The sequence below is a fragment of the Micromonospora sp. NPDC005257 genome, from assembly GCF_042872445.1.
Lineage (GTDB): Bacteria > Actinomycetota > Actinomycetes > Mycobacteriales > Micromonosporaceae > Micromonospora.
On sequence record NZ_JBIAKL010000004.1, the window covers coordinates 233247 to 257291 of the forward strand.

29 protein-coding genes are annotated in these 24045 nt (G+C 73.0%); 16 read left to right on the top strand and 13 right to left on the bottom strand.

Features of this window, described 5'->3' with window-relative positions; all coding sequences use genetic code 11:
• Positions 1-67 precede the first annotated feature (67 nt).
• Both ACFYO8_RS10895 and ACFYO8_RS10900 read right to left on the bottom strand, forming a co-directional pair.
• Positions 68-664, bottom strand: a complete 597-nt coding sequence (locus tag ACFYO8_RS10895) for a DUF1003 domain-containing protein (protein WP_354864562.1) — start codon at positions 662-664, stop codon at positions 68-70.
• Entirely contained in the window at positions 657-1943 is a 1287-nt protein-coding gene (locus tag ACFYO8_RS10900) for a magnesium transporter MgtE N-terminal domain-containing protein (RefSeq protein ID WP_354864564.1), read from the bottom strand. Before ACFYO8_RS10900 ends, ACFYO8_RS10895 begins: the two co-directional genes overlap by 8 nt.
• A 33-nt stretch (positions 1944-1976) precedes the next feature.
• On the opposite strand from ACFYO8_RS10900, the gene ACFYO8_RS10905 reads away from it, so the two are divergent.
• Together ACFYO8_RS10905 and ACFYO8_RS10910 are read left to right on the top strand one after the other, a co-directional pair.
• Positions 1977-2846, top strand: coding sequence for a PhzF family phenazine biosynthesis protein (locus ACFYO8_RS10905; RefSeq protein WP_354864566.1), 870 nt, complete (start codon positions 1977-1979; stop codon positions 2844-2846).
• 75 nt (positions 2847-2921) lie between these two features.
• Entirely contained in the window at positions 2922-3455 is a 534-nt protein-coding gene (locus ACFYO8_RS10910; protein WP_354864568.1) for a hypothetical protein, read from the top strand.
• 25 nt (positions 3456-3480) lie between these two features.
• Here ACFYO8_RS10910 and ACFYO8_RS10915 read toward each other — a convergent pair whose 3' ends face one another.
• Complete coding sequence (locus ACFYO8_RS10915; protein WP_354864570.1) at positions 3481-4176, bottom strand: HAD family hydrolase; 696 nt, start codon at positions 4174-4176, stop codon at positions 3481-3483.
• Between the two features lie 149 nt (positions 4177-4325).
• Between ACFYO8_RS10915 and ACFYO8_RS10920 the strand changes: the two genes are divergently transcribed.
• Positions 4326-6458 (top strand): APC family permease, encoded by a 2133-nt coding sequence (locus ACFYO8_RS10920; protein ID WP_354864572.1) that lies wholly within the window; start codon positions 4326-4328, stop codon positions 6456-6458.
• Between the two features lie 2 nt (positions 6459-6460).
• Here ACFYO8_RS10920 and ACFYO8_RS10925 read toward each other — a convergent pair whose 3' ends face one another.
• Both ACFYO8_RS10925 and ACFYO8_RS10930 read right to left on the bottom strand, forming a co-directional pair.
• Positions 6461-6748 (bottom strand): hypothetical protein, encoded by a 288-nt coding sequence (locus ACFYO8_RS10925; RefSeq protein ID WP_354864574.1) that lies wholly within the window; start codon positions 6746-6748, stop codon positions 6461-6463.
• 39 nt (positions 6749-6787) lie between these two features.
• Positions 6788-7612 (bottom strand): SDR family NAD(P)-dependent oxidoreductase, encoded by an 825-nt coding sequence (locus ACFYO8_RS10930; RefSeq protein WP_354864576.1) that lies wholly within the window; start codon positions 7610-7612, stop codon positions 6788-6790.
• A 124-nt stretch (positions 7613-7736) separates the two neighbouring features.
• Between ACFYO8_RS10930 and ACFYO8_RS10935 the strand changes: the two genes are divergently transcribed.
• Positions 7737-8693 carry a CoA ester lyase gene (locus ACFYO8_RS10935; RefSeq protein ID WP_116503786.1) on the top strand — a complete coding sequence of 319 codons (957 nt, stop codon included), beginning with the start codon at positions 7737-7739 and terminating at the stop codon, positions 8691-8693.
• 41 nt (positions 8694-8734) lie between these two features.
• On the opposite strand, the gene ACFYO8_RS10940 is transcribed toward ACFYO8_RS10935, so the two are convergent.
• On the bottom strand, positions 8735-9235 hold the full coding sequence (locus ACFYO8_RS10940; RefSeq protein WP_354864578.1) for a DUF4190 domain-containing protein: 501 nt from the start codon (positions 9233-9235) through the stop codon (positions 8735-8737).
• A gap of 116 nt (positions 9236-9351) precedes the next feature.
• Between ACFYO8_RS10940 and ACFYO8_RS10945 the strand changes: the two genes are divergently transcribed.
• Complete coding sequence (locus ACFYO8_RS10945; RefSeq protein ID WP_354864580.1) at positions 9352-10242, top strand: SDR family NAD(P)-dependent oxidoreductase; 891 nt, start codon at positions 9352-9354, stop codon at positions 10240-10242.
• 3 nt (positions 10243-10245) lie between these two features.
• Here the strand turns inward: ACFYO8_RS10945 and ACFYO8_RS10950 are convergent, their stop codons facing one another.
• Positions 10246-10647, bottom strand: coding sequence for a DUF4190 domain-containing protein (locus ACFYO8_RS10950; RefSeq protein ID WP_354864582.1), 402 nt, complete (start codon positions 10645-10647; stop codon positions 10246-10248).
• A gap of 172 nt (positions 10648-10819) precedes the next feature.
• On the opposite strand from ACFYO8_RS10950, the gene ACFYO8_RS10955 reads away from it, so the two are divergent.
• Positions 10820-12016 carry an acyl-CoA dehydrogenase family protein gene (locus tag ACFYO8_RS10955; RefSeq protein ID WP_354865248.1) on the top strand — a complete coding sequence of 399 codons (1197 nt, stop codon included), beginning with the start codon at positions 10820-10822 and terminating at the stop codon, positions 12014-12016.
• 3 nt (positions 12017-12019) lie between these two features.
• Here the strand turns inward: ACFYO8_RS10955 and ACFYO8_RS10960 are convergent, their stop codons facing one another.
• The 5 genes from ACFYO8_RS10960 to ACFYO8_RS10980 form a co-directional block, all read right to left on the bottom strand.
• Positions 12020-12199, bottom strand: a complete 180-nt coding sequence (locus ACFYO8_RS10960; protein ID WP_354864584.1) for a hypothetical protein — start codon at positions 12197-12199, stop codon at positions 12020-12022.
• Between the two features lie 345 nt (positions 12200-12544).
• A complete protein-coding gene (locus tag ACFYO8_RS10965; RefSeq protein ID WP_354864586.1) occupies positions 12545-12967 on the bottom strand; it encodes a CoA-binding protein in 423 nt (140 codons plus the stop codon).
• Positions 12968-12989: 22 nt separating this feature from the next.
• A complete protein-coding gene (locus ACFYO8_RS10970) occupies positions 12990-13154 on the bottom strand; it encodes a hypothetical protein (RefSeq protein WP_354864588.1) in 165 nt (54 codons plus the stop codon).
• Positions 13155-13306: 152 nt separating this feature from the next.
• The gene (locus ACFYO8_RS10975; protein ID WP_354864590.1) at positions 13307-13723 is read right to left on the bottom strand and encodes a hypothetical protein; all 417 of its coding nucleotides are present in this window, start codon (positions 13721-13723) and stop codon (positions 13307-13309) included.
• Positions 13724-13747: 24 nt separating this feature from the next.
• Positions 13748-15874, bottom strand: a complete 2127-nt coding sequence (locus ACFYO8_RS10980) for an intein-containing Rv2578c family radical SAM protein (protein ID WP_354864592.1) — start codon at positions 15872-15874, stop codon at positions 13748-13750.
• On the opposite strand from ACFYO8_RS10980, the gene ACFYO8_RS10985 reads away from it, so the two are divergent.
• Positions 15873-16292: a thiol-disulfide oxidoreductase DCC family protein gene (locus ACFYO8_RS10985; protein WP_387257161.1), complete on the top strand. Its 420-nt coding sequence runs from the start codon at positions 15873-15875 to the stop codon at positions 16290-16292. The genes ACFYO8_RS10980 and ACFYO8_RS10985 overlap by 2 nt on opposite strands.
• A 172-nt stretch (positions 16293-16464) precedes the next feature.
• Here the strand turns inward: ACFYO8_RS10985 and trxA are convergent, their stop codons facing one another.
• Positions 16465-16827: a thioredoxin gene (gene trxA, locus ACFYO8_RS10990; RefSeq protein ID WP_354864595.1), complete on the bottom strand. Its 363-nt coding sequence runs from the start codon at positions 16825-16827 to the stop codon at positions 16465-16467.
• A 547-nt stretch (positions 16828-17374) separates the two neighbouring features.
• On the opposite strand from trxA, the gene ACFYO8_RS10995 reads away from it, so the two are divergent.
• From ACFYO8_RS10995 to ACFYO8_RS11035, 9 genes are all read left to right on the top strand, one after another.
• Complete coding sequence (locus ACFYO8_RS10995) at positions 17375-17890, top strand: MaoC family dehydratase (RefSeq protein WP_018789068.1); 516 nt, start codon at positions 17375-17377, stop codon at positions 17888-17890.
• 95 nt (positions 17891-17985) lie between these two features.
• A complete protein-coding gene (locus ACFYO8_RS11000; RefSeq protein WP_354864597.1) occupies positions 17986-18477 on the top strand; it encodes a hypothetical protein in 492 nt (163 codons plus the stop codon).
• 34 nt (positions 18478-18511) lie between these two features.
• Entirely contained in the window at positions 18512-19135 is a 624-nt protein-coding gene (locus ACFYO8_RS11005) for an RNA methyltransferase (protein ID WP_354864599.1), read from the top strand.
• Between the two features lie 92 nt (positions 19136-19227).
• Positions 19228-19914, top strand: a complete 687-nt coding sequence (locus tag ACFYO8_RS11010) for a DUF6758 family protein (RefSeq protein ID WP_354864601.1) — start codon at positions 19228-19230, stop codon at positions 19912-19914.
• 120 nt (positions 19915-20034) lie between these two features.
• Positions 20035-20193 carry a hypothetical protein gene (locus ACFYO8_RS11015; protein WP_013283898.1) on the top strand — a complete coding sequence of 53 codons (159 nt, stop codon included), beginning with the start codon at positions 20035-20037 and terminating at the stop codon, positions 20191-20193.
• A 6-nt stretch (positions 20194-20199) separates the two neighbouring features.
• Positions 20200-21051 carry a PH domain-containing protein gene (locus ACFYO8_RS11020; protein WP_354864603.1) on the top strand — a complete coding sequence of 284 codons (852 nt, stop codon included), beginning with the start codon at positions 20200-20202 and terminating at the stop codon, positions 21049-21051.
• Between the two features lie 93 nt (positions 21052-21144).
• On the top strand, positions 21145-21876 hold the full coding sequence (locus tag ACFYO8_RS11025) for a SigE family RNA polymerase sigma factor (RefSeq protein WP_355094937.1): 732 nt from the start codon (positions 21145-21147) through the stop codon (positions 21874-21876).
• Positions 21877-21932: 56 nt separating this feature from the next.
• The gene (locus tag ACFYO8_RS11030; RefSeq protein WP_354864607.1) at positions 21933-23150 is read left to right on the top strand and encodes a hypothetical protein; all 1218 of its coding nucleotides are present in this window, start codon (positions 21933-21935) and stop codon (positions 23148-23150) included.
• Positions 23151-23160: 10 nt separating this feature from the next.
• On the top strand, positions 23161-24027 hold the full coding sequence (locus ACFYO8_RS11035) for a PHP domain-containing protein (RefSeq protein WP_355094935.1): 867 nt from the start codon (positions 23161-23163) through the stop codon (positions 24025-24027).
• Positions 24028-24045: the final 18 nt, after the last annotated feature.

The following is a 24045-nucleotide window of genomic DNA, read 5'->3' on the forward strand; positions in this document are numbered from 1 at the left end:
CAATGCTACGTCGCGGGTCATCCGCCACCGCCGCTGGCGGGGGCGGTGTGAGCGATTCGATGACCGGTCAGCGGTCGCGCGCGTAGTCGCTGTCCAGCTCGTCCCGGGGCTCGTCCAGCGGCTCACCGCCGCCCGTCCGCCGGCCCTCGCGCTCCTGGTGCCGCCGCTCCCGCTTGCGCCGCCGCTCGGCCGCCTCGTCCAGTTCCTCACCCAGCCGGGTCAGCTCCGAGCGCAGGAAGTCCCGGGTCGCCACGTCACCCATCGCGATCCGCAGCGCGGCGATCTCCCGGGCCAGGTACTCCGTGTCGGCCTTCTGCAGCGTGGCCCGCCGCCGGTCCTCGTCCATCGCGATCCGGTCCCGGTCCGCCTGCCGGTTCTGCGCGAGCAGGATCAGCGGCGCCGCGTAGGACGCCTGGAGGGAGAGGATCAAGGTCAAGAACGTGAAGGTGTACGGGTCGAAGCGCAGATCCGCCGGGGCCAGCGTGTTCCACAGGAACCAGGCCACCAGGGTCAGCGTCATGTAGACGAGGAAGTTCGCCGTGCCCATGCCCCGGGCGATGCCCTCGGCCCAGCGGCCGAACGTCTCCGCGTCGACTCGGGGCAGCCGCAGGTTTCGCGGGGCGCGTGGCTGGTCCAGCCGGTCGCCCCGTCGCTGATCACTCATCGTCGCCGTCCAGGATTGCGTCGTCGGTGGCGGACGAGGGGATTGCCGCGTCCCGGTCCCGCCAGTCCCGCGGCAGGGAGTGGTCCAGCACGTCGTCCACTGTCACCGCGCCGACCAGCCGGTTGTTCCGGTCCACCACCGGCATGCCGACCATGTCGTACGTGGCCATCCGGCGGGTGATCTCGGGCAGCGGGGTCGACGTGCGCAGCGGGTCGATGTCGTTCGCCACGATGCCGCCGAGCAGGTCGGCCGGCGGTTCGCGGAGCAACTGCTGGAAGTGCACCATGCCCAGGTAGCGGCCGGTCGGTGTGGTCAGCGGGGCGCGGGCCACGAAGACCTGTGCCGCCACCGCGGGGGACAGTTGCGCCTCCCGGATCCGGGCCAGCGCCTCCGCCACCGTGGCGTCCGGCGGCAGGATCACCGGCTCCGAGGTCATCACGCTGCCGGCGGTGCCGGAGGCGTAGCGCAGCAGCTGGCGTACCGGGTCGGCCTCGTTTGGCTCCATCAGGTCCAGCAGCACGTCCTGCTCCGGCAGGGGCAGCTCGTTCAGCAGGTCGGCCGCGTCGTCCGGTTCCATCTCCTCCAGGATGTCGGCGGCCCGCTGGCGGTCCAGCGCGGCCAGGATCTCCACCTGGTCGCGCTCGGGCAGCTCGCTCAGCACATCAGCCAGGCGTTCGTCGTCGAGCGCGGCGGCCACCTCGTTGCGCCGGGAGTCCGGCAGGTCCTGCAGGGCGTTCGCCAGGTCGGCCGGGCGCAGGTCCTCCAGTACGGCGAGCAGGTTCGCCGTACCCCGGTTGTCGCCGACCGTGCCCAGGCCGCGGACCCGGTCCCAGTCGACCTGGTGGAGGTGGCCGCGGCGGGTGAGCCGGCCGGTGTGCTCGCGGACGGCGACCCGGCTCAGCGCCCACTCGCCGCCGCGGCTGTGCTCCATCGCCACGTCCACCACCGAGCCGGCCTGCCCGCTGTCGAGCTGGACCCGCCGGTCGAGCAGCTCCTGGAGCACCAGCAGCTCGTTCGGGCGCTTCTCGAAGCGGCGCAGGTTGAGCGTGCCGCTGCCGAGCACCACCGCGTCCGGGTCGATGGAGGTGATCCGGTTGATGGACAGGAAGATGCGCCGTCGCATCGGCATCTCGGCGACCAGGCCGACCACCTCCGGCGGTCGCTGGGTCGCGCGTATCCGGGCCACCGCGTCCCGGACGCGGCCGACCTGGTCGCCGTTCGGGTCGAAGACGGCGACTCCGGCGAGTCGAGCGAGGTAGACCCGGTTCGGCGTGCTCACGGGCACCAGCCTAAGGGCCTACTCTCTAGCAACATGTCGACCTTGGGCTACGAGATTGTGGACGTCTTCACCGACCGCCCGTTCGCCGGCAACCCGCTGGCCGTGGTGTTCGGCGCGGAAGGGCTGGCCACCGAGCAGATGCAGGCGCTCGCGCTGGAGTTCAACCTGTCCGAGACGGTCTTCGTGCTGCCCCCGACGCAGGTGGGCGCCACCTACCGGGCCCGGATCTTCACCCCGGCCGACGAGCTGCCGTTCGCCGGGCACCCGAGCGTCGGCGCCGCGGTGACCGCGAGCCGGCGTGGGGTGTTCGGCGCCGGCCGGGTCGCCCAGGAGTGCGGCGCCGGCGTCCTGCCGATCGAGGTGACGGCCACCGGCGCGACGCTCACCGGCGGCACGCCCACGCTCGGCCCGGAACTGGATCCGGAGCCGCTGCTGGAGATGGTCGGCCTCACCGGGCCGGACCACGTCGGCCCACCACCCCGGGTCGCCGGGTGCGGCCTTGAGTTCCCCTACCTTCCGGTACGCCCGGACGCGGTGGCCCGGGCACGGTTGAACACGACGGCGGCGCAGCGGTACGGAGTGGAGCACGTCAGCCTCTTCTCCTGGGACGCCGATTCGCAAACCGCGCACGCCCGGGTATTCGTGCCGGGGCTCGGCGTGCCCGAGGACCCGGCGACCGGCTCGGCCGCCCTGGGGCTGGGCGTGTGGCTGGTCGCCAGCGGCCTGCTTCCCGGCGACGGCCGCGCGGAGTACACCGTCCGGCAGGGCATCGAGATCAACCGGCCCTCCACGCTCGACTGCACGGTGACCGCCTCCGGCGGGCTGGCGGTGGGCGCGACGGTCTCCGGCCAGGTGATGCCGGTGGCCCGGGGCGAGATCAGCGTCCCCCCATTCATCGGCTGACCGCCCCGCCCTCCGCCCTCAAACTCCTTGATCACCGCGGGCCGGGTGGGCGGGGTGGGGCTAGCCGGGGTGGGAATGGGGGAGGATGGCGGGGTGAGTGACGAGGTGGACGAGCGGGTGACGCCGCCGCTCGTGGACGAGGCGGTGAAGAAGGCCGCGGTCTGCTGGGTGAGCACCGGCGGCGACCCGGCGTACGCGCTGTGGTGCCTGCCGGTGGAGGGCACGCTGCTCGTGGTCACCGGCCCCGGTGAGCAGGCCGCGCCAGGGCTGGCCGACAGCGACACCGCCGACGTGACGCTGCGCGGCGATCACGGCGGGCGGATCGTCACCTGGCCGGCGCGGGTGACCCGGCTGCGACCGGGCACCGAGGAGTGGGACACCGTCGCGCCGCTGGTCGCGGCGAAGCGGCTCAACGCCTCCGGCTCCGCCACGGAGCTGGTCGAGCGGTGGGCGGCGCGGGGCTGCGCGCTCAACCGGCTCGCGCCCGCCGGCACCGCCGTGACCGGCGCCGACCTGCCGGACGGTTCGCTCAGTGAGCAGGCCCGGCCGGCGCCTGTGGTGCGGGCCGTCCGCAAGCCGTTCCGCCTGCACCGCGTCCGCCGCCGTTGACCGCCGGAAGCCGTTGACGAGGCGGTCAGGCGACGGGGACCGGGTCGAGCAGGCCGAGCACGTCCGTCAGCGAGGCCAGCGACGGCCCGTGGAAGCCGTGGTCGGCGTTGAGCACCATGTGGTCGGCGAGGTCCGGCGCGGCCAACCGGACCGCGCTCAGCCCGGCCCGCTCCGCCCCGGTGAGTTCTTGACTGTCGCCGTCGCCGACGTAGAGGCAGTCGGCGGGCTCCTGGCCGAGCCGGTAACACGCGGCCAGGTAGAGCGCCGGATCGGGCTTGCAGCGTCCGAGCCGTACCGAGAAGACCTGGGCGTCGAGCAGTGGCGCGACGGCGAGCTGCGGCAGGAACGCCGGCAGCTCGTGCGTGCAGTCGCTCACCAGCCCGGTGCGTACGCCCTGGTGGCGCAACGCGGCCAGCACCGGCACCGCCTCGGCGCGTAGCCGGGTGCCGGCTCGCACGGCCCGGTGGCGGGTGGCGACGGCGGCGCGTACCGCCGCGTCGGACGGGTGGACGCCGAGCCGGGCGCACACCCACCGCATCGTCGACTCGGCGTCGCCGAAGGACCCGCTGGCCCGTTCGTAGTAGCTGCTGTCCAGCACCTCCACCAGGGACTCGGTGGAGCAGCCGAGCGCCTCGGCGGTGGCGCGGTGGGCGGCTGCGCGCCGCGCGCCGTGGGTCAGGGTGCCGAAGAAGTCGAACAGCACCGCCTGGAACCTGGGCATGAGGGACGCCTCCGGACGTCTGTCCGGCATCGCCGGGACGCGCACGATCGTAACGGTTCGTTGACGTTGCGTGTCGGTCGGGTGTCGGACTGCTACGCGTCGCGCCGTTCCGGCCACCGCGCGGTCCGTTTTGCACGAAAGTGCTCAGGGTGGGGGCGGACCGGGACGACGCGGCGGAGGCGGGCACCGTCGTCACGCCCTCGGCCGAGTTCCCGCCGCTCGGCGACAAGGAACGGGTGGCGCTCGGCCGGATCGGCGCACGCTGGCGCGGCCCGCGCGACGCGGGCGACCTGCCGGTCGACCCCGCACTCGGGCGGCACGACCACCATCCGGCGCCCACCCGGTTCGGCCGGCTGGCGCCGATCGACATGTTCACCGTCGCGCAGCCGGGCGAGCTGGTCGCCACCGGGGCGGCCGACCTGCCCGGCGGCCGGGCCGGTCGGGCCGCCACCCGGGTCCGCCGGGCCCTGGTCGGGCCGCCGCTGTCCAGCGCGTCGGTGCTGTACGAGCGGATGCGCAAGCTGGTCGCGCTGCCGGTGCTCTCCTCGGACCTGCTCAGCTCCGTGGCGTACGGGCCGGAGGCGATGCTCGCGGTGCTGGTGCTGGCCGGGAGCGCCGCGCTGGGACTGGCCCTGCCGCTCGCCGCAGTGCTCGTGGTGCTGATGGTCGCGGTCGGCCTGTCCTACCGGCAGACCATCCCTTCCTATCCGCACGGCGCCGGTTCCTACATCGTCGCGGGGGACAACCTCGGGCGTACGCCGGGACTGGCCGCCGCGGCCGGGCTGATGCTCGACTACGTGCTGACCGTGTCGGTGTCGGTGGCGGCCGGGTTGCACGCGGTCACGTCGGCGCTACCCGGGCTCGGCCCGTGGACCGTGCCGCTCGGGGTGCTGGTGATCGCCGTGCTGCTCGCCGGCAACCTGCGCGGCGTACGCACCGCCGGGAACATCTTCGTGCTGCCCACGTACGCGTTCGTGGTGGTGCTGGTCGCGGTGCTGGCGGTCGGGTACGCGAAGGCCGCCTCGCGGGGTTTCGCGCCGCTGCCGCCACCCTCGGTGCCCGCCGCCGAGGGCCTGGGCCTGCTGCTGGTGCTGCGCGCGTTCTCCTCCGGCGCGGTGTCGATGACCGGCATCGAGGCGGTCTCCAACGCGGTGCCCGCGTTCCGGCCGACCGAGTGGCGCAACGCCCGCACCACACTCGGCTGGATGGTCGCCATGCTGGTCACGCTCTTCGCCGGCCTGGTCGGGCTGATCCACCTCGACGGCCTGGCGCCCCGGGCGGACCAGACGCTGCTGTCCCAGCTCGGCCGGGTGACGTTCCCGAGCGGACCCGGGTACGCCATCCTGCAGGCCACCACCGCGTTGATCCTGCTGCTGGCCGCGAACACGGCGTTCAACGACTTCCCCCGGCTGCTGTTCTTCATGGCCCGGGACGGCCACGCGCCGCGCCGGTTCCTGCACATGGGCGACCGGCTGGCGTTCAGCAACGGGCTGGTGGCGCTGGCGCTGACCGCCGCGCTGGTCTTCGTCGCGTTCGGCGGGCACACCGAGCGGCTGATCCCGCTCTACGCGGTGGGTGTGTTCCTCGCCTTCACGCTGTCCCAGACCGGGATGGTGGTGCACTGGCGGCGCCGCCGGGGGCAGGGATGGCACCGCCGGCTCGCGCTGAACGCGGTCGGTGCGGCGCTGTCCGGGCTGGTGCTGCTCACCGCGGCGGTCGCCAAGTTCGCCGAGGGCGCCTGGGTGGTGGTGGTCGCCGTGCCGCTGCTGGTGCTGCTGTTCCGCCGGATCCACAGGCACTACGACCGGCTGCACGGCGCGCTGGCGCTGCACTCGCCGCCGCCCGCGCCGCCCGCCGAGTGCGACGAACTGCCCCAGCAGGTACGCCATCTGGTGGTCGTGCCGGTGGCCCGGCTGAACCGGGCGTCGCTGCGCGCGCTGGCGTACGCGACGTCGCTCGGGCGGCCGACGCTCGCCGTGCACATCGCTCCGGCGCAGGACGAGGCGGACCGGTTCCGGGACCAGTGGCGGACCTGGGGGGATCACCTGAAGCTGGAGACGATCGTGTCGCCGTACCGGTCGGTGATCGGGCCGCTCGCGCACTACCTGGAGGCGCTGCACACCGCGAGCCCGGAGCTGACGCTCACCGTGATCGTGCCGGAGGTGGTGCTGCGCCGACGGCGGTACCGGTTGCTGCACAGCCGCGCCGAGCAGCGGCTGCGGACCGCGTTGCGGGCCCTGCCCGGCGTGGTGGTCACGAGCGTCCCGGTGCACGTGTCGTGACCTCAGACGTCGCGTACCTCCAGCACCCGGGTGGCGGGCGCGGCGGCGCCCAGCTCGGCGCGCAGCGCGGCGCGCTCTGGGTCGACCAGGAACGCGTCCAACCCGGCCCGGGCGGCGAACCGGATGACGTGCACCTCGGTCTCCCCGTCGCCGGTACGCAGCCGCCGTTCCAACTCGCCGCCGTGCCGGCCGAGCAGCGCCAGCACGGCGTCCTCGTACCGCCGCCCGGCCGGCGCGTCGGCGCTCAGGTCGACCAGCGCGACCAGCAGGATCTCGTTCCCCGTCGTCATGGCGTCGAGTGTCCCAGCGGACCGGCGGTCGCGCCGCCCTCAGGCGTTGACGCCGACCGCCTTCGCGCTGGCCGTCCAGAGCCGCGCCGCAAGCGCCGGGTCGGCCGCCTTGGGCCGGGGCCGGTGCGGCTTGCGGTCGGCGTAGTAGCCGCCGTTCGTCAGCCGGGACGGGTCCTGGCAGGCGAGCCACACGAGCGTCTCCGCGCCCTTCTCCGGGCTGCGGAACGGCAGCAGCCGCATGCCGAGCGCCACGATCCGGCTCTCGTTGCCGAAGCGGGTACTCACCACACCGGGGTGGAAGACGTGCGCCGGCACCTCCGGCCGGCGCCGGGCCGCCTCGGCGGTGAACAGGATGTTCGCCTGCTTGCTGGTGCCGTACGCGCGGAACGGCCGGTACGAGCGCAACGCGGCGTTGAGGTCGTCCGGGTCGAGCACGCCGCTGCGGTGCGCGTCCGAGCCGGTGACCACCATCCGCCGGACCCGGTCGGCCAGCAGGTTGCTGAGCAGGAACGGGGCGAGGTGGTTGGCCTGCATGCTCAGCTCGAAACCGTCGACCGTGGTGATCGGTTCCAGCACGATCGCGCCCGCGTTGTTGACGAGCACGTCGATCCGGTCGTACCGCTGGCGCAGCCGCTCGGCGAGCCCGCGTACGTCGTCGAGCACGGCGAAGTCGGCGCGGAACAGCTCCGGCTGCTCGCCGCAGCACTCGCGGACGCGCTCGCCCGCGGCGCGCAGCCGGGCCGGGTCGCGGCCGACCAGCACCACCTGGTCACCACGGCGAGCCAGCTCCTCCGCGGCGGCCAGCCCGATGCCCGAGCTCGCGCCGGTCAGCACCACGATCCGACGGTCAGTGAGATCTTCCACAGGTCCATTCACCCCGGTCACGGCACGAGGTTACCGTGGCGTCACCACGCCCTTTGGGATCGTTAAGTTCTCGAAATCCACCGCTGCGTCGGCACCCCCGCTTGACGCTGGAAGGAGCGCATCCATGACCGCTGTCGGTCGTCCCCGCCGATCCTGCCTGGCGGTACCCGGCTCCAGCGTCAAAATGCTCGGCAAGGCCCAGGGCCTCCCCGCCGACCAGGTCTTCCTGGACCTGGAGGACGCGGTCGCCCCGCTGGCCAAGCCGGACGCGCGCAAGAACATCGTGGCGGCGCTGAACGAGGGCGACTGGACGGGCAAGACCCGCGTGGTCCGGGTGAACGACCTGACCACGCCGTGGACCTACCGGGACGTCATCGAGGTGGTCGAGGGCGCCGGGGCGAACCTGGACTGCATCATGCTGCCGAAGGTGCAGAACGCCGAGCAGGTGCACTGGCTGGATCTGCTGCTCACCCAGATCGAGAAGACGCTCGGACTGGAAGTGGGCCGGATCGGCATCGAAGCGCAGATCGAGAACGCGGCCGGGCTGGTGAACGTGGACGCCATCGCCGGCGCCTCGCCCCGGGTCGAGACGATCATCTTCGGCCCGGCCGACTTCATGGCCTCGATCAACATGAAGTCGCTCGTGGTCGGCGCGCTGATCCCGGACTACCCGGGTGACCCGTACCACTACATCCTGATGCGCATCCTGATGGCCGCGCGGATGCACGACAAGCAGGCCATCGACGGCCCGTTCCTGCAGATCAGGGACGTGGACGCGTTCCGGGAGGTGGCGAAGCGTTCGGCGGCGCTGGGCTTCGACGGCAAGTGGGTGCTGCACCCCGGCCAGATCGACGCCGCCAACGAGGTCTACTCGCCGGCGCAGGCCGACTACGACCACGCCGAGCTGATCCTCGACGCGTACGACTACTACACCTCGGAGGCGGGCGGGAAGCTCGGCGCGGTGATGCTCGGCGACGAGATGATCGACGAGGCGTCCCGGAAGATGGCGCTGGTGATCGCGGCCAAGGGCCGGGCCGCCGGCATGTCCCGCACCTCCTCGTTCACGCCGCCCGCGTCCTGACCGCCCGCCGGGCCGCCCCCGCCCGGGGCGGCCCGGCGGCCTCAGTAGCCGCCGTTGCTGCTGGTGGCGGCGCCGATCACGATCACGCCGATAACGATGTAGAGCAGGATGAACGCGGCCACGAGCCCGCTCACGAGCCAGCCCACGATGATCGCCGCCAGGGCCATGCCGTCACCCTGCTCACCGGTCTCCCGGATCTGCCTGCGGGCGACGTGGCCCATGATCGCGCCGATCGGCGCGGTGATGCACGAGACGATGCCGACCAGCGCCAGCACCAGCGCCACGATGGCCAGCGAGTTCGTGGCGGCCGCCGGCATCGCGTAGCCGGGATAGGCGGGCGGGGGGTAGGCGGGCATCGGCGGGGCGTACTGCTCGCCACCGGGCGGGGCGTACGGCGACTTCGGATCCGCGATCGGCGCGTACGGGTCCATCGGCGCGTACGGGTCCGCCGGGCCCGGCTGGCTCGGAACGGCCGGCGGGCCCGACTGCGGCCCGGCCGCCAGCGGGTCCTGCCAGCCGCCGGGCGGTGGGGGATAGGTCATCTGATCATCTCCAGGTACGTGGTCGCGCCCAGGGTAGCCACCCGGCGCGCGACACGGACCTCCCCTTTCCGGCCGCGGCGTTGCCCGTGGGGTCGGCAGCGGGCAGGATCCTCGGCATGGCACTTGACGCGCGTGGGGGTCGGTCGCGACGGGACATCAGCCGGCCGGGGGCGGTGCGGCGCCCGCGCGGCGGCGAGCCGGCCGGCGTCGCCGACTCCGAACGGCCCGCGACGCTGCCCGAACCGGCCACCATGCGCCTGGACGGCCGGGTCGCGCTGGTGACCGGTGCGGGCAGCCCGGACGGCATCGGGTACGCGACCGCGCGCCGGCTGTCCGACCTGGGTGCCCGGGTGGCGATCGTGTCCACCACGAGGCGCATTCACGAACGCGCGGGCGAGCTGGGTGTGACCGGTTTCGTCGCCGACCTCACCGACGAGTCGGAGGTGGGCGCGCTCGCCGACGCGGTGGCCGAGCAGCTCGGCGACGTCGAGGTGCTGGTGAACAACGCGGGGCTGGCCAGCCGGGCCAGCCCGGAGGTGCTGCGTCCGGTGGCCCAGTTGACGTACGACGAGTGGCGCGGCGAGATCGACCGCAACCTGACCACCGCGTTCCTGTGCAGCCGCGCGTTCATCGGCGGCATGGCCGAGCGGGGCTGGGGCCGGATCGTCAACCTGGCGGCCACCGCCGGGCCGGTGAACGCGCTGCCCACCGAGGCGGCCTATGCGGCGGCCAAGGCCGGCGTGGTCGGGCTGACCCGGGCGCTGGCGATGGAGATGATCGCCGACCGGGTGACCGTGAACGCGGTGGCGCCGGGCATCATCCACACCGCGGCGTCCACCATCGTCGAGATCAAGCAGGGGCTCGGTACGCCGGTCGGGCGCCCCGGCACCCCGGACGAGGTGGCCGCCGCCATCGCGTTCCTCTGCTCGCCGGCCGCCTCGTACATCACCGGGCAGATGCTCGTGGTCGACGGCGGCAACAGCGTCCGGGAGGCGCAGTTCCGCTGACCGTCAGTAGCCGCTGTTGTCGGAGTTGGCCCAGAACGCCAGCCCGATCCAGCCGCAGCAGGCCAGCACGGCGAGCGCGGTGAAGATGTAGCTGAGGATCAGGCCCCAGGTGGCGAGCTGGTCGCCGTCCTCGCCGGTCTGCCGGATCTGCCGCTTGGCCAGGTGGCCGCAGACGATGCCGGCGGGCGCGAACACGAAGGCGAAGACGAGCGACAGGATGGCGAGCACGTTCGTGCCACCGGCTCGTGGTCCCTGTCCGGGCGGGCCGTACTGGCCGTAGGGCGGTTGCGGCGCGTACGGCGGCTGCTGGCCGTACTGGGGGTGCTGTTGGCCGTACTGCGGCTGCCCGTACGGCTGGCCGTGCGACGGCGGCTCGTACGGTGACGGTGGCTGCTCGTCACTCACGCGCGCCCCTTTCCCCAGGTCGACGGCCCTTTCTCTTGCGGACGCTACCCGCAGCGGTGAACCTTTTCACAGCGGTTGTGTGGACTGGTCACCTTGGCGCGGCCGGTCCCGGGGCCGATACTGACCGAACGTTCAGTTACCCATGAGTAAGGTGCCGACCCCGGAGGCTGAGATGGCCCGACTCGCCCAGACACCCGGACTGACCGACGTGCAGCGGTCGATCCTGGAAACCGTCCGGGAGTTCGCCGACAAGGAGATCATCCCGCACGCGCAGCGGCTGGAGCACGCCGACGAGTACCCCAGCGACATCCTCGACGGCATGCGCGAGATGGGGCTGTTCGGCCTCACCATCGACGAGGAGTACGGCGGCCTGGGCGAGTCCCTGCTGACCTACGCGCTCGTGGTCGAGGAGCTGTCCCGGGGCTGGATGTCGATCTCCGGCATCGTCAACACCCACTTCATCGTCGCGTACCTGATCTCACAGCACGGCTCGGCCGAGCAGAAGGCCCGGCTGCTGCCCCGGATGGCCACCGGCGAGGTGCGCGGCGCCTTCTCGATGTCCGAGCCCGAGTGCGGCTCCGACGTCTCGGCGATCAAGTCGAAGGCCGTCCGCGACGGTGACAACTACGTCCTCAACGGCCAGAAGATGTGGCTGACGAACGGGGCGTACTCCTCGGTGGTGGCCACCCTGGTCAAGACCGACACCGGGGCCGACTCGGTCTACGGCAACATGAGCACCTTCCTGCTGGAGAAGGAGCCCGGTTTCGGCGAGACCGCGCCCGGCCTCACCATCCCCGGCAAGATCGACAAGATGGGCTACAAGGGCGTCGAGACCACCGAGATGGTGCTCGACGGCGTCACGGTGCCCGCCTCCGCCGTGCTCGGCGGTGAGGAGAAGGTCGGCCGCGGCTTCTACCAGATGATGGACGGCATCGAGGTCGGCCGGGTCAACGTCGCGGCCCGCGCCTGCGGCATCTCGATCCGGGCGTTCGAGCTGGCTGTCGCGTACGCCCAGCAGCGCCACACCTTCGGCCAGCCGCTGGCCCGGCACCAGGCGATCGCCTTCAAGCTCGCCGAGATGGGCACGAAGATCGAGGCGGCGCACGCGCTCATGGTCAACGCCGCCCGGCTCAAGGACGCCGGCCAGCGCAACGACGTCGAGGCGGGCATGGCCAAGCTGCTCGCCTCGGAATACTGCGCCGAGGTGGTCCAGGAGGCGTTCCGGATCCACGGCGGCTACGGCTACTCCAAGGAGTACGAGATCGAGCGCCTGATGCGCGAGGCGCCGTTCCTGCTGATCGGCGAGGGCACCTCGGAGATCCAGAAGACCATCATCTCGCGCGGCCTGCTCAAGCAGTACAAGCAGTAGGGCTCAACGTTCCGCCACGCCGGGGGCCGGTTCCGGTGCAGTGACCGGCAGCCCCACCGCCCGTGCCTCCGGCGTGGTCCGGAACCGCTCGATCGCGGCGATCAGCCGCTCGTCCGGCACGGTCAGGTCGCGCCCGCCGATCACCGGTCGGGGCAACCGCTCCGGCTCCAGACGGAGGTGCACACCGCCGCCGCGCTCGCCGGACCGACCGCCGGGCCACCAACCCCGGTGCGGCGCCGTGCGGCCCGGCCAGCCGGGCCCGCCAGATCAGCCGGCCGGTCCGCCGTGGCCGCCAGTACCGCTGCGCCAGGTGCCCCAGCATCACCAGCCACACCACGTCCCGGACCGCCCCGAGGTGTGACGGGTCCAGCGCGAGGAGGACCCGGCCGCTCACCGCGGCCACCGCCGCGCCGGCCGACAGCGCCAGCAGCCTTCGGGACCAGAGCCCGGCGCGGTCGGGCACCGCGGCAGCCGTTACCGGGCCGGGACCGGACATGCCCGGAAGGGTACGCGGCGCGTGCCGCGTCGTCAGGCGGCCGTTCCGCCGGTTTTCCGGCTCAGCCCGGCGGCGGCCCGCTCGACGATGAGGCACCTGTCCTCGACATAGTCGAGGCCGGCCTCCTCGGCGATCCGGCGTGCCTCGTCCGAGAAGATGCCGAGCTGCAACCACACCGCCGGGGCGCCGATCGCCACCGCCTGCCGGACCACGTCGACCGCGTCCCGGGCCGGGCGGAACACGTCGACCAGGTCGACCGGGTGCGGGATGTCGGCGAGCGTCGGGTACGCCTTCTCGCCGAACAACTCGTCCACAGTCGGGTTGACCGGGATGATCCGCCAGCCGTGCCGCTGCATCTCCAGCGGCACACGGTGCGCGGCCTTGCCCGGGTCACGGGAGGCGCCCACGACGGCGATCACGGCGGAGTCGGCGAGAATCTGCTGAGCGGAGCGCACGGGAAAACTCTAGCGCCGCCGCTCACTCCTCGCCGGCGAGCGTGCGGCGCAGCCTGGCGTACTCCTCCCGGGTGCCGATCGCGGCCCGGTGTTCGGGGTGGGTCAGGTAGTGCCGGATCGCCCCGGCGATCAGCGCGGGCGCGGCGCCCACCTCGCGTACCGCAACCGTCGTGCCGTCCCGGCCCACGCCGCGACCGGCGCGGACCAGGTCCGGCCGGACGACGGGCAGCGAGATCGCCCGGCCGACCTGCCGCCAGCCGACCGGCCGTTGCGGGTCGAGGGCGGCCCAGGGGACGAACCACTGCCGTTCGAGGCGGCGGTGGGTGATCCCCTCCGTGGTCAGCTCGACCCCGGCACCCGGAACCAGCTGACCGCGATGAAGACGATCGCACAGGCGAGGAAGAACGCGGCCAGCAAGGAGTCCCAGCCGTTCCTCCCCGGACTGTCGGCGGTGACGGCCTCGCGGTAGAACGTGAAGCCCACCAGGACGGTCAGGAAACTGACTCCCGCCCGTGGTGGGGCGAAGAACGCCCGCGACTCCTCGTCCACCCGCAGCTCGGCAGTGCTGAGCGGGCGGCGGAGTTCCCGCAGGGCAACGCCGAAGAACACGGCGAGCGGCACCAGGCGGACCAGTGTCACCGGCCCGCCGGCCTCGCCCGCGCGCAGGTCGACAACGGCGGTCAACCATCCGGCGATGAGCGCGACCGCCAACGCGATCCGCTGCCGGCCCAGCGCCGCCCCGAAGGTCTCCCGCATGGTCGGCACGTTAGTCGATACGTACTACAGGAGCGAAAGTTGTTCGCTCGCCGGCGGGGCCGGGGGACCGGCCGGTCGGTTGTCGCCGGCCTCGCCCCGGTGCAGCCCGTGCCGGCGTGCCGCCATCCGCACCCGCGCCGTCACCTCCCGCTGGTACGCCTGCGGCGCGTACGAGCCGGCCTGGTAGAGCTGCCGGTAACGGGGCACCAGGTGGGGGAACTCCCGGGCCAGCCAGCGGGCGTACCACTCCCGGGCGCCGGGCCGCAGGTGCAACGGCAGCGGCGTCACGCTCGCCGCGCCGGAGGCGGCGACGGCCGCGACAGTGGCGTCGATCGACTCCTCGTCGTCGCTGAGACCGGGCAGGATCGGCGCCATCAGCACGCCGACGGAGAAGCCGGCGTCGGTGAGGGTGCGGACCGCGTCCAGGCGGCGGCGTGGGCTCGGGGTGCCCGGCTCGGCCACCCGCCAGAGCGCCTCGTCCACGAACCCCACCGAGTACGACAGCCCGACCCCTGTCACCTCGGCGGCCTGGCGCAGCAGCGGCAGGTCACGCAGCAGCAGCGTGCCCTTTGTCAGGATGGAGAACGGGTTCGCGAAGTCCCGCAGCGCCTCGATGATCGGCGGCATCAGCCGGTAGCGGCCCTCGGCCCGCTGGTAGCAGTCCACGTTGGTGCCCATGGCGACGTGCGCGCCGCGCCATCGTGGGGCGGCCAGCTCCCGGCGTACCAGCTCGCCCGCGTTGACCTTCACGATCACCCTGCGGTCGAAGTCGGCGCCGGCGTCCAGGTCGAGATAGGTGTGGGTGTTGCGGGCGAAGCAGTTGTGGCTGACCACGCCGTTGGCGATGAAGTCGCCGGTGCCGGTGGTGATGTCCCACAGCGGAAGCTCCAGGCCGAGATCCTCGATCGCTGTCACCTGGAGTCGCGCCGCGCACTTGAGCGCCATGCCCTCGATCGAGCGCCGGGCGGTGACTGCCGAATCGGTGAGGTGGAAGAAGCGCAGCCGCTCCGGCAGCCCGCCGGTCAGCCGGAGCTGACGCGCCGCACCCGGGGCACCGGGCACGTCGAGCGCCCACCGGAAGCCGAACCGCTCCAGCGCGCCGGCCGTGCGGGCCCGGCTCTCGTCGTCGGCGACGCTGATCCGGAACACGCCCCGGTGGCACGTGCCGGCGGCGTCGAACATGCCGGCCAGATAGCCGAGCGCCCAGTCGTCGGTGGTCTCGTCGGGCGCCTCGAACAGGCCGGTGACGGCCTCGGCCGGGCCGGCAGTGCGTACCACTGTGGTCGTCGCCCGGCGACCGGCCCGGGCGACTGCGGCCCGCTCGACGGTGACCCCGGCGTCGGTCAGATAGCGCTCGGCGCGGTCCAGCGCCTCCGTCTCGGCGGTGCCCAGCCGGAAGCGGGCACCGAAGCCGGCCCGGTCGTCGTCGCGGATCAGGGCGTGCAGATAGCCGCGGCGGTAGTCGGCCGAGCGTTTCGGCGCCACCGCGAACCGGCCGGTGCCCAGCAGGCGGTTGCGGGTGGTCAGGTGCGGACGGCGTCCGCCGCCCCGCATGGTCCCGGTGACGTGCTTCCAGCCGCGCTCGGTGAGGAACCGGTGGTCGCCGCTGGCGACGAGCGTGGTGCCGTCGGCCAGGGTGACCCGGTAGGCCCGCTTCACAGTGGACCACTTGTCGAGCACTGTGGTGACGACGTAGTGACGGTAGGCGCCGCGCCGGCGGGTGCCGTAGATCCGGTCGCCGGGCTCCAGCTCGCTGATCGCCTTCGTGCGGCCGTCGGCCATCAGGATCGGCGTGTCGCCGCCCAGGCAGTAGACGCACGCGTGCGAACAGCCGCGGTAGGGGTTGATCGTCCACTCGAACGGCACATGCGACCGGCCGGGCACCCGGTTGATGATCGACTTGGCATGGACCTCGTAGAAGGTCATGCCGGCGAAGCCCGGCGTGTCGAACGTGCGGGCGACGGCGCCGGGCAGCGCCAGCGGCAGGGGTGGAGCCGCCGGCGCCGCCCGATCGGGAGTCCCCTCGTCCGGGGGAGCGGAGAGGTTGTCCCAGCGCATGGGAGCTATTCGAACATGTGTACGAATAAAGCGCAAGTGATGCTCCGGACACCCGCGCCGCCGCGCCCCGGGGCGGGTGCAGGATGGAGGCATGGAGACGTCGACCTTCGTCTACGACGGCGACTGCGCCTTCTGCACCAGCTGCGCGCAGTTCATCGAGCGTCGTGTCCCGACCGGCGCCCGAGTGGTGCCGTGGCAGTTCGCCGACCTGGCGGCGCTGGGCCTGACGGAGGCCGAGTGCGAGGAGGCGGTCCAGTGGGTGGGCGCCGCCGGGTCCCGGGCCGCGGGTCCGGACGCCGTCGCCCGGCTGCTCGGTGACAGCGGGCCGCTCTGGCGGTTCGCCGGGGCCGGGCTGCGCCTCGCGCCGGTCCGCGCGGCGGCCTGGCCCGCGTACCGCTGGGTGGCCCGCAACCGGCACCGGATGCCGGGCGGCACCGCCGCCTGCGCGTTGCCGCAGGAGGCCCGGGAGCGGCTTTACGGCCCGGCCGGCCGCCCGGGGCCGACCGCCTGACCGGGGTGCCCGCGCTCAGGCTGTCGCCGGAGCGGGGGACGTCGGCGCGGCGGGCGGCCGAGCGGGCGTTTGACGCACGCCACCGGGCGCACCTTCTCCAGGGCCGGGACACTGCTCATCGCACGCCGCCGGCCGGCACCCGGAAGGGCGCCGGCCGGCGGCATGCGGAACGTCAGTGGTTGTGCTCGGCCAGCTTCTTGCGGACGTCGTCCATGTCCAGCGCCTGGACCTGCTCGATGAGGTTCTCCAGCGCCGACTCCGGCAGCGCGCCCGGCTGGGCGAAGACGATCACGCCGTCACGGATCGCCATGATCGTGGGGATGGAGCTGATGTTGAACTTCGCCGCCAACTCCTGCTGCGCCTCGGTGTCGACCTTGCCGAAGGAGATGTCCGGGTGCTTCTCCGAGGAGCGCTCGTAGACCGGGGCGAAGCGCTTGCACGGGCCACACCAGTCCGCCCAGAAGTCGAGCAGGACGATCCCGTCGCGCCCGGTCACCTCGTCAAAGTTGGCCGTGGTCAGCTCAACCGTTGCCATTTGCTCTCTCCGATCACCGCGGATTGTCGTACGTCCGGTGGAACCAGGGTCGGTCCGTCCGAATTCCCGGCGTGCGGGTGGCGAAACGCTGAGCGTCGGGACGGTGACCCTGGGCACATCGAACGCCATCTCTTCACCCCGGCCGTGCGGAACGCAAATGCATGCCGCACTTGCGTGACGGGCCGTGATGGGAGCGTTTCCAAGGAGATCACGCTCAGTGTCCGCTACGCATCGGTAACTTTGGCCCTGACGAGCATCTATGCAGGCTGCGGTGATAGCTTACCGACCGCATGTCGGTTACTTTCAGTAATGTTACGAAAAGATAAATGTGACCTCCGTCTCTGTCGGCGGAGGGTGGTGGTACGGCAGAATTCTTCGCATCAGAGCGTGGGCGGCGGGTGCCGGGGAGGGCCCCGCCGCTCATTGCGTCCGGACCTCGGTGGCCCCCCGGTGTGACATTTCCGCCGGACGAGCGGCCCGCACCTCGCCTTAACAAGCGATAAGGCATGCTGTCCGCACTCCATCGCCGCCCGTGAAGGGGACAAGGATGCAGTTCGGCCGCTACTACGAGGAGTTCGAGGTCGGCGCGGTCTACCGGCACTGGCCGGGCAAGACGGTCACCGAGTACGACGACCACCTCTTCTGCCTGCTCACCATGAACCACCACCCGCTGCACATGGACGCGCACTACGCCGAGTCCGCCTCGCAGTTCAAGCGCAACGTGGTGGTCGGCAACTACATCTACTCGCTGCTGCTGGGCATGTCCGTGCCGGACGTCAGCGGCAAGGCGATCGCCAACCTGGAGATCGAGTCGCTGCGGCACGTCGCGCCGACGTTCCACGGCGACACCATCTACGGCGAGACGACGGTGCTGGACAAGCGGGAGTCGGCCTCGAAGCCCGACCGCGGCGTGGTGGCGGTCGAGACCCGCGGCTACAACCAGGACGGCACGCTCGTCTGCGTGTTCCGCCGCAAGGTCATGGTGCCGAAGAGGGAGTACGCGGCCGCCGCCGTCCCGGACGGCGTCGACCCGGAGCGCCCCAGCTTCCCCGAGCCGCGCTGACCTCGCGTCCGTCCGGCCACCGGGCCTCGTTCCCCGTTCGGCGGGGACGGGGCCCGGACCTCGTGCGGGGGCATATGCTCGGGCCGGAGGTTCCCATGAGCCACTCCGTAGCCGGAGAACCGCCCTCTGCCGGTCGTCGTGCCGCACCGCTCACCACCGCCGCCTACTCCGCGGCGGAGTGGGACCTGCTGACCGACCTGCCGGGCCGCGTCCTCGTCGCCGCCGCCTCACCCGGACCCGGGCGCCCGCCGCGCGGTGTCGCCGCCGGTCTGGCCGGCCTGGACGCGGTCGCCGCCGGCCGGGCGTTCGACAGCGACCTCGTCCGCGCGGTGGTGGCCGCGATCTACGCCCGCCACGACGGGGCCGCCGAGCGGGACGAGCGCCTGACCGACCTGGTCGACCTGCTGGCCGCCGCCCGGGCCGCGGTACGGGTGTTGCGCCGCCGGGCCGATCCGGCCGACTCGGCTGCGTACCGGCAGTGGGTGGAGTCCGTGGCGGCCCGGGTGTGCCGGGCCGGGCACAGCACGCCGAGCCCGGCCGACACGCGTTTCCTCGACCGGCTGGGCGGCGCGCTCGACCTGCGCTGACCGGGGACGACGTCGGGCCGTACCCTCGGCAACCGTGACCGACGACCAGCTCGACGTGGGTGTGGGGCCGTGGCCCGGTGACCCGCCGGCCGACCCGCGCTACGACCCGGAGCTGCTCGCCGCCGGGGACCGGCGCAACGTGGTGGACCGCTACCGCTACTGGCGGCGTGAGGCCGTGGTGGCCGACCTGGACCGGCGCCGGCACGACTTCCACGTGGCGATCGAGAACTGGCAGCACGACTTCAACATCGGCACCGTGGTCCGCAACGCCAACGCCTTCCTCGCCGCCGAGGTGCACATCGTCGGGCGACGGCGGTGGAACCGGCGGGGCGCCATGGTGACCGACCGCTACCAGCACGTCCGGCACCACGCCACGATCGAGGAGTTCGTCGCGTGGGCGCGCGCCGAGCGGCTGCCGGTGGTCGGGATCGACAACCTGCCCGGCTCCCGGCCGATGGAGACGGCGGTGCTGCCGCGCCGCTGCGTGCTCCTGTTCGGCCAGGAGGGGCCGGGGCTGTCGCCGGTGGCCCGGTCGGCCTGCGACGCCCTGTTCTCCATCGCCCAGTACGGCTCGACCCGGTCCATAAACGCGGGCGTGGCCAGCGGCATCGCCATGCACGCCTGGATCCGGTCGTACGCCGGGCCGCCGCCGGACTGAAACCCGCGTGGGTCCGCCACCGGACGGAAATCCCACGCGCCCTGCTTGACGCCTCGCGGGTCCGGGGTGACGGTGAGGGTGTGACTGTCGCGGTGAGTTGTCCGAAGTGCGCGGGGCCGGTGCGCGAGCCGGACCTGATGCACGCCGAGCACCGGTGCGTGCGCTGCGGCCCGGTCGCGCCGCTGCACGTGCCGGAGCACATCAGCGCCGAGATCATGGCCAGCGTGGTGGAGCGGGTGGCAGCCGATCCCGACCCGCCCGACCGGCTCCGGATGCCGCTGTGGTGTCCGTGGCCGCTACCGGCGGGCTGGACGCTCACCGGCGTCGCGTGGGCGGGCGACGAGCGGTCGGGCGTACGGGCCACTCTGGTCTCCTGCGCCGGTCCGGCCCCCCTGGACGGTGGGCCGGCCGATCTCATCTTCGTCGCCGAGGAGCCCGGCGTCGGTCTCGGTTCCCGCTTCGCGGGACTGCCCGGACCCGATCCCGGCCCGCAGGTGGAGGAGGCGCTCACCGACCCCGGCCCTGGTCATCCCGAGCGTCTGCCGCACGCGAAGATCCGGGTAGGTGGCCATCCGACTCCACTGTGGCTCGTCCGTTCCGTAACGGATCGAAGCGCGTACGCCGGCGAGGCTCGGGGAATGTGGCTCCATGCGATAGCCTGGCCGGCGAGCGCGGGTCACCTCCTCGCGGAAGAAGTCGTGCTGCACGACCTCACCGAGTGGACACCGCCCGAACTCGTGTACGGCGCACCGTCTCCGTATCTGCACGGGCGGGCCTGACCGGCTCGCCACGACGGGTCGGAGAGAGCGGACGCAGATATTCACGGTAAGACACCATGCTGATACTCTGGGTGCCGCTGCGGTAAACGGACCCGACGCCGCGCGAGAGGATGGCCCGCTATGGTCAAGAAGGTCCTCACCTGGGCCGGCATCGCATTCTTGATCTTCTTCGTTGCGTACCGGCCAAACTCCGCCGCCGACGTCTTCAAGTCTCTCGGTGGCGGCATCATGGACATCGCGCAGGGCTTCGGCGACTTCTTCACCAACCTCGTCGCCTAGCCGCCGATGGGAAGCCCTTCCGGTCCACCCTTCGACCCGGACGATCCCGACCGGGCGCGACGGGAGCATGACACCGAGCCGATCCCCCGGATCGACCCGGACGACCCGGCCGGTTACGGCCCCGGCCCCTACGCGGACCCGGACGACGCCGGCTACGGCAGCGCCTACGCCGCCGAGGGGCGGTCCGGCCGGGCCTGGGCGCGGGACCCGGACGGCTTCCCCGACCAGCCGATCTCCGAGGAGGAGCTGGTCGGGCTACGGTCCGACGCCACCGGCATGGCGCCCCGCCGGGTGCTGCCGCTGGAGGACGAGCCCAGCTCGCTCGTGGCGCGCTACCTCTTCCCCACCGAGCGCTACCGGGGCGAGTGGAAGCGGCACTGGATCCACCTCACCACGCCGATCATCGTCGGCGTCGCGGCCACGTTCGTGCTCGGCTACCTCTCCGGGTTCCTAGCCGGGCGGGACGTCGGCGCACTGACCACCGTCGCCGTGCTGCTCTGGTTCGCCGTGATGGGCTGGGTCGCGTGGAAGGTCGCCGACTGGTGGTACGACCGGTTCATCCTCACCAACAAACGGGTGATGGTGGTGGCCGGCATCATCACCCGGCAGGTCGCGATGATGCCGCTCACCCGGGTCACCGACATGAAGTACGAGCAGAGCCCGACCGGCCGTGCCCTCAACTACGGCACGTTCGTCCTGGAGTCCGCCGGTCAGGAACAGGCGCTCCGGGTGATCAAGAACCTGCCCAACCCGAACGAGCTCTACCTGCGTGTGGTCGAGGAGATGTACGAGCCGCAGGCGGTCGAGGCGCGGTTGGGCAAGGAAGCCGACGAGGCCAAGGCCGACGACGGGGCCTGAAAGTTTTCGTCCGAACATCGGATGAACTGCACACCTTCCGCCATCGACCCGACCGGCGTGGCCGTGGCATTCTGCCAGGCAGGACGGGGGGAGATGACTGTGGTGAGCAGAGACCCGCTGGAGGAGGAGTTCTGCGAATTCGTCGCGGCCCGGTCCGGCGCGCTCCTGCGCACCGCGTATCTGCTCGCCGGTGACTGGGCCACCGCCGAGGACCTGCTCCAGACCGCGCTCACAAAGACCTACCTGGCCTGGAAAAGGCTCGGCGGGATCGACGCCATCGAGCCGTACGCCCGCCGGGTCATGGTCAACACGTCCACGAGTTGGTGGCGGCGCCGCTGGCACGGCGAGCGTCCCACCGAGGTGCTGCCGGAGCGCGCCGGCGTCGACGAGATCGAGCAGCAACTCGACCGGGATGCGCTCTGGCGGCACCTCCAAGCGCTGCCGGCCCGGCAACGGGCCGTGCTGGTGCTGCGCTTCTACGAGGACATGTCCGAGGCGCAGACCGCCGCGCTGCTGGAAATCTCCCCGGGCACTGTCAAGAGTCAGACCTCCCGGGCGCTCAACACGCTGCGCCGCCGGCTGGGCTCCGAGGCGGCCCTGAGCCTGCCCGCGCCGGCCGACACGCCCGCGGCGACCCCGTCCGCCCCGGCTCCGGCCGGCCGCGCCGTCCCGCCGGCCACAGGCGCCGAGCCGACCCGAGCCCCGGCGCCACGGTCCGCCGCCCGGGTGCCCCGCCCGGTCCCACCCCCGACGCCGGTCCGTCCCGCGCCGGTCCGCCCCGCGCCGGTCCGTCCCGCCGTCCCGATCGCGGCGGAGAGCCGATGAGCGGCACTCGGCACGACTGTGACAACCGGACGGGCAGCCCGGAGCGTCCATTGGTCGTGAGCGACGACGAGCTGGAGCGGGCGCTGCGGGAGACGCTGAACCGCCGCGTCGCCACGTCCCGCCCGCTGCCCGCCGACCCGGCGGGGGAGGTCCTGCGCCGGGCGCGGCGCGCGGGCCGGCGGCGTACGTTCAGCGGCCTGGCCCTGGCCGGGGTCGCCACCGTGTTCATCACCTTCGGGGTGGCCCAGTTCACCGCGCCGGGCGGCGACGGCGGCACCCCCACCGTGGTGCTCGGCGATCCTGCCGTCCTCGCGCCCTCCCCGCTGTCCACCGAGCCGCCCTCGGTCACCCGTCACGGGCCGATCCGCGCCGAGGTCGACCTGCTCGTCGGTGACCGGCTGGACACCAGGGGCGGCGAACGGCGTCAGCTGACCGGCGTGAGCGGCGTCGAACGGGCGCAGCGGATCCACGACGAGGAGGGCTGGCTGCTCACCTCGGCGGCCACCGCCGCCGGCCGTACCCTCTGGTGGGCGCCGGTCAATGGCGCCGCGCCACAGGTCATGCTGGCCGCCGCGGACGCGGTGGCCGTCTCTCCGGACGGGCGCCAGGTCGCCTGGCGGGACGGCCCGGACGTGATCGCCGCCGGTGTGGTCGCCGGTCAGCTCATCGCGCCGGTCCGGACCGCCGCGCCGGAGGGCGCCGTGCCGGTCGGCTTCGCCGGCGACGCCGTGCTCATCCAGCAACCCGGAGGCGGGGGGATGAGCGTCTGGAACCGCGCGCTGGGCGGGCAGCCGGGGCCGGTGAACCCGGACGTACGCGTCGTCTACGGCACCCGGCCCGACGGCCGGGCGGTCGGCCTGGTCACCGCGGGCTCGGACGGTCACCCGTGCCTGGGCCTGCTCGACCCGGCCCGGGACCTCGCTCCGGTGCGTGTCGTGTGCGGCCCGAGACTTGCCGCCGACGGACGCGGCGCCCTCTCCTTCGACGGCCGGTGGCTGCTCGCCAACGGCACGGCGCGCACCGCCCTCCTGGTCGACCTGGCCGACCCGGCCAGCCCGACCCTCCACCCGGCCGGCCCGGTGCTGGCCGGCGGGGTGGCGTGGACCCGGACGGGTGTGGCGCTGCACGTGGACGCGAACGGCGGGTTGGTCCGGGTCAAGCCCGAGCGGGTGCTGGCCGGCGACCGGCCCACGGGTTCACCGGTCGACGGACTGGCGCAGCACGAGCGTCCGGTGGTGGTGGCCGGCGTCCCCACGGTGCCGGACGGGGCGTAGCGTCGGGCGGGTGAGCGTCCCCGCCCGCATCGACCTGCACACCCACTCCACCGCCAGCGACGGCACCCTCACCCCCGCCGAGCTGGTCCGGGCCGCCGCCGGCGCCGGGCTGGACGTGGTGGCACTCACCGACCACGACACCACCGCCGGTTGGGCACCCGCCGTCGCCGCCCTGCCGCGGGGCCTCACCCTGATCCGCGGCGCGGAGATCTCCTGCCGCTGGTTCGGCGCCGAACCAGCGATCCCGCTGCACCTGCTCGCGTACCTGTTCGACCCGGCCGAGCCGGAACTCGTCGCCGAGCTGGCCCGGGTCCGCCGGGCCCGGGAGGAACGCGGCGAGCGCATCGTCCGGCTGCTCCAGGCCGACGGGATCCCGGTGAGCTGGACGGAGATCCTGGCCGGAGCGGGCGGCGGCACCGTCGGCCGACCGCACATCGCGCAGGCGTTGATCCGGGCCGGTCTGGTCGCCACCACCACCGAGGCGTTCGGGCCGGACTGGCTGGGCGAGCGGTACCGGCTGCCGAAGGACGACATCGAGGTGTTCCGGGCGGTGGCGCTGGTGCGGGCGGCCGGCGGCGTGCCCGTCTTCGCCCATCCGAGGGCCAGCAGGCGCGGCCGGATCGTGCCGGACGAGCTGATCGCGGACCTGGCAGTGGCCGGCCTGGCCGGGCTGGAGGCCGACCACGAGGACCACGACCCGGACGAGCGGGCGCACGTCCGAGGGCTCGCCGCCGACCTGGGACTGCTGGTCACCGGCTCGTCGGACTTCCACGGCACGCACAAGACGGTACGGCTGGGCGCGCACACCACCGACCCCGAGGCGTACGAGCGGATCGTTGCGCTGGCCGGCGGGGTGACCCCTGTCGCTTCAGGCTGAAGCGCTCCGACGGCACGG

What these genes read in the sequence shown, in the direction of transcription:
- ACFYO8_RS10895 (WP_354864562.1), bottom strand. Translation starts at nt 664, where the DNA reads ATGAGTGATCAGCGACGGGGCGACCGGCTGGACCAGCCACGCGCCCCG.
- ACFYO8_RS10905 (WP_354864566.1), top strand. Translation starts at nt 1,977, where the DNA reads ATGTCGACCTTGGGCTACGAGATTGTGGACGTCTTCACCGACCGCCCG.
- ACFYO8_RS10910 (WP_354864568.1), top strand. Translation starts at nt 2,922, where the DNA reads ATGGGGGAGGATGGCGGGGTGAGTGACGAGGTGGACGAGCGGGTGACG.
- ACFYO8_RS10915 (WP_354864570.1), bottom strand. Translation starts at nt 4,176, where the DNA reads ATGCCCAGGTTCCAGGCGGTGCTGTTCGACTTCTTCGGCACCCTGACC.
- ACFYO8_RS10925 (WP_354864574.1), bottom strand. Translation starts at nt 6,748, where the DNA reads ATGACGACGGGGAACGAGATCCTGCTGGTCGCGCTGGTCGACCTGAGC.
- ACFYO8_RS10935 (WP_116503786.1), top strand. Translation starts at nt 7,737, where the DNA reads ATGACCGCTGTCGGTCGTCCCCGCCGATCCTGCCTGGCGGTACCCGGC.
- ACFYO8_RS10940 (WP_354864578.1), bottom strand. Translation starts at nt 9,235, where the DNA reads ATGACCTATCCCCCACCGCCCGGCGGCTGGCAGGACCCGCTGGCGGCC.
- ACFYO8_RS10945 (WP_354864580.1), top strand. Translation starts at nt 9,352, where the DNA reads ATGGCACTTGACGCGCGTGGGGGTCGGTCGCGACGGGACATCAGCCGG.
- ACFYO8_RS10955 (WP_354865248.1), top strand. Translation starts at nt 10,820, where the DNA reads ATGGCCCGACTCGCCCAGACACCCGGACTGACCGACGTGCAGCGGTCG.
- ACFYO8_RS10975 (WP_354864590.1), bottom strand. Translation starts at nt 13,723, where the DNA reads ATGCGGGAGACCTTCGGGGCGGCGCTGGGCCGGCAGCGGATCGCGTTG.
- ACFYO8_RS10985 (WP_387257161.1), top strand. Translation starts at nt 15,873, where the DNA reads ATGGAGACGTCGACCTTCGTCTACGACGGCGACTGCGCCTTCTGCACC.
- ACFYO8_RS10980 (WP_354864592.1), bottom strand. Translation starts at nt 15,874, where the DNA reads ATGCCTCCATCCTGCACCCGCCCCGGGGCGCGGCGGCGCGGGTGTCCG.
- trxA (WP_354864595.1), bottom strand. Translation starts at nt 16,827, where the DNA reads ATGGCAACGGTTGAGCTGACCACGGCCAACTTTGACGAGGTGACCGGG.
- ACFYO8_RS10995 (WP_018789068.1), top strand. Translation starts at nt 17,375, where the DNA reads ATGCAGTTCGGCCGCTACTACGAGGAGTTCGAGGTCGGCGCGGTCTAC.
- ACFYO8_RS11000 (WP_354864597.1), top strand. Translation starts at nt 17,986, where the DNA reads ATGAGCCACTCCGTAGCCGGAGAACCGCCCTCTGCCGGTCGTCGTGCC.
- ACFYO8_RS11015 (WP_013283898.1), top strand. Translation starts at nt 20,035, where the DNA reads ATGGTCAAGAAGGTCCTCACCTGGGCCGGCATCGCATTCTTGATCTTC.
- ACFYO8_RS11020 (WP_354864603.1), top strand. Translation starts at nt 20,200, where the DNA reads ATGGGAAGCCCTTCCGGTCCACCCTTCGACCCGGACGATCCCGACCGG.
- ACFYO8_RS11025 (WP_355094937.1), top strand. Translation starts at nt 21,145, where the DNA reads ATGACTGTGGTGAGCAGAGACCCGCTGGAGGAGGAGTTCTGCGAATTC.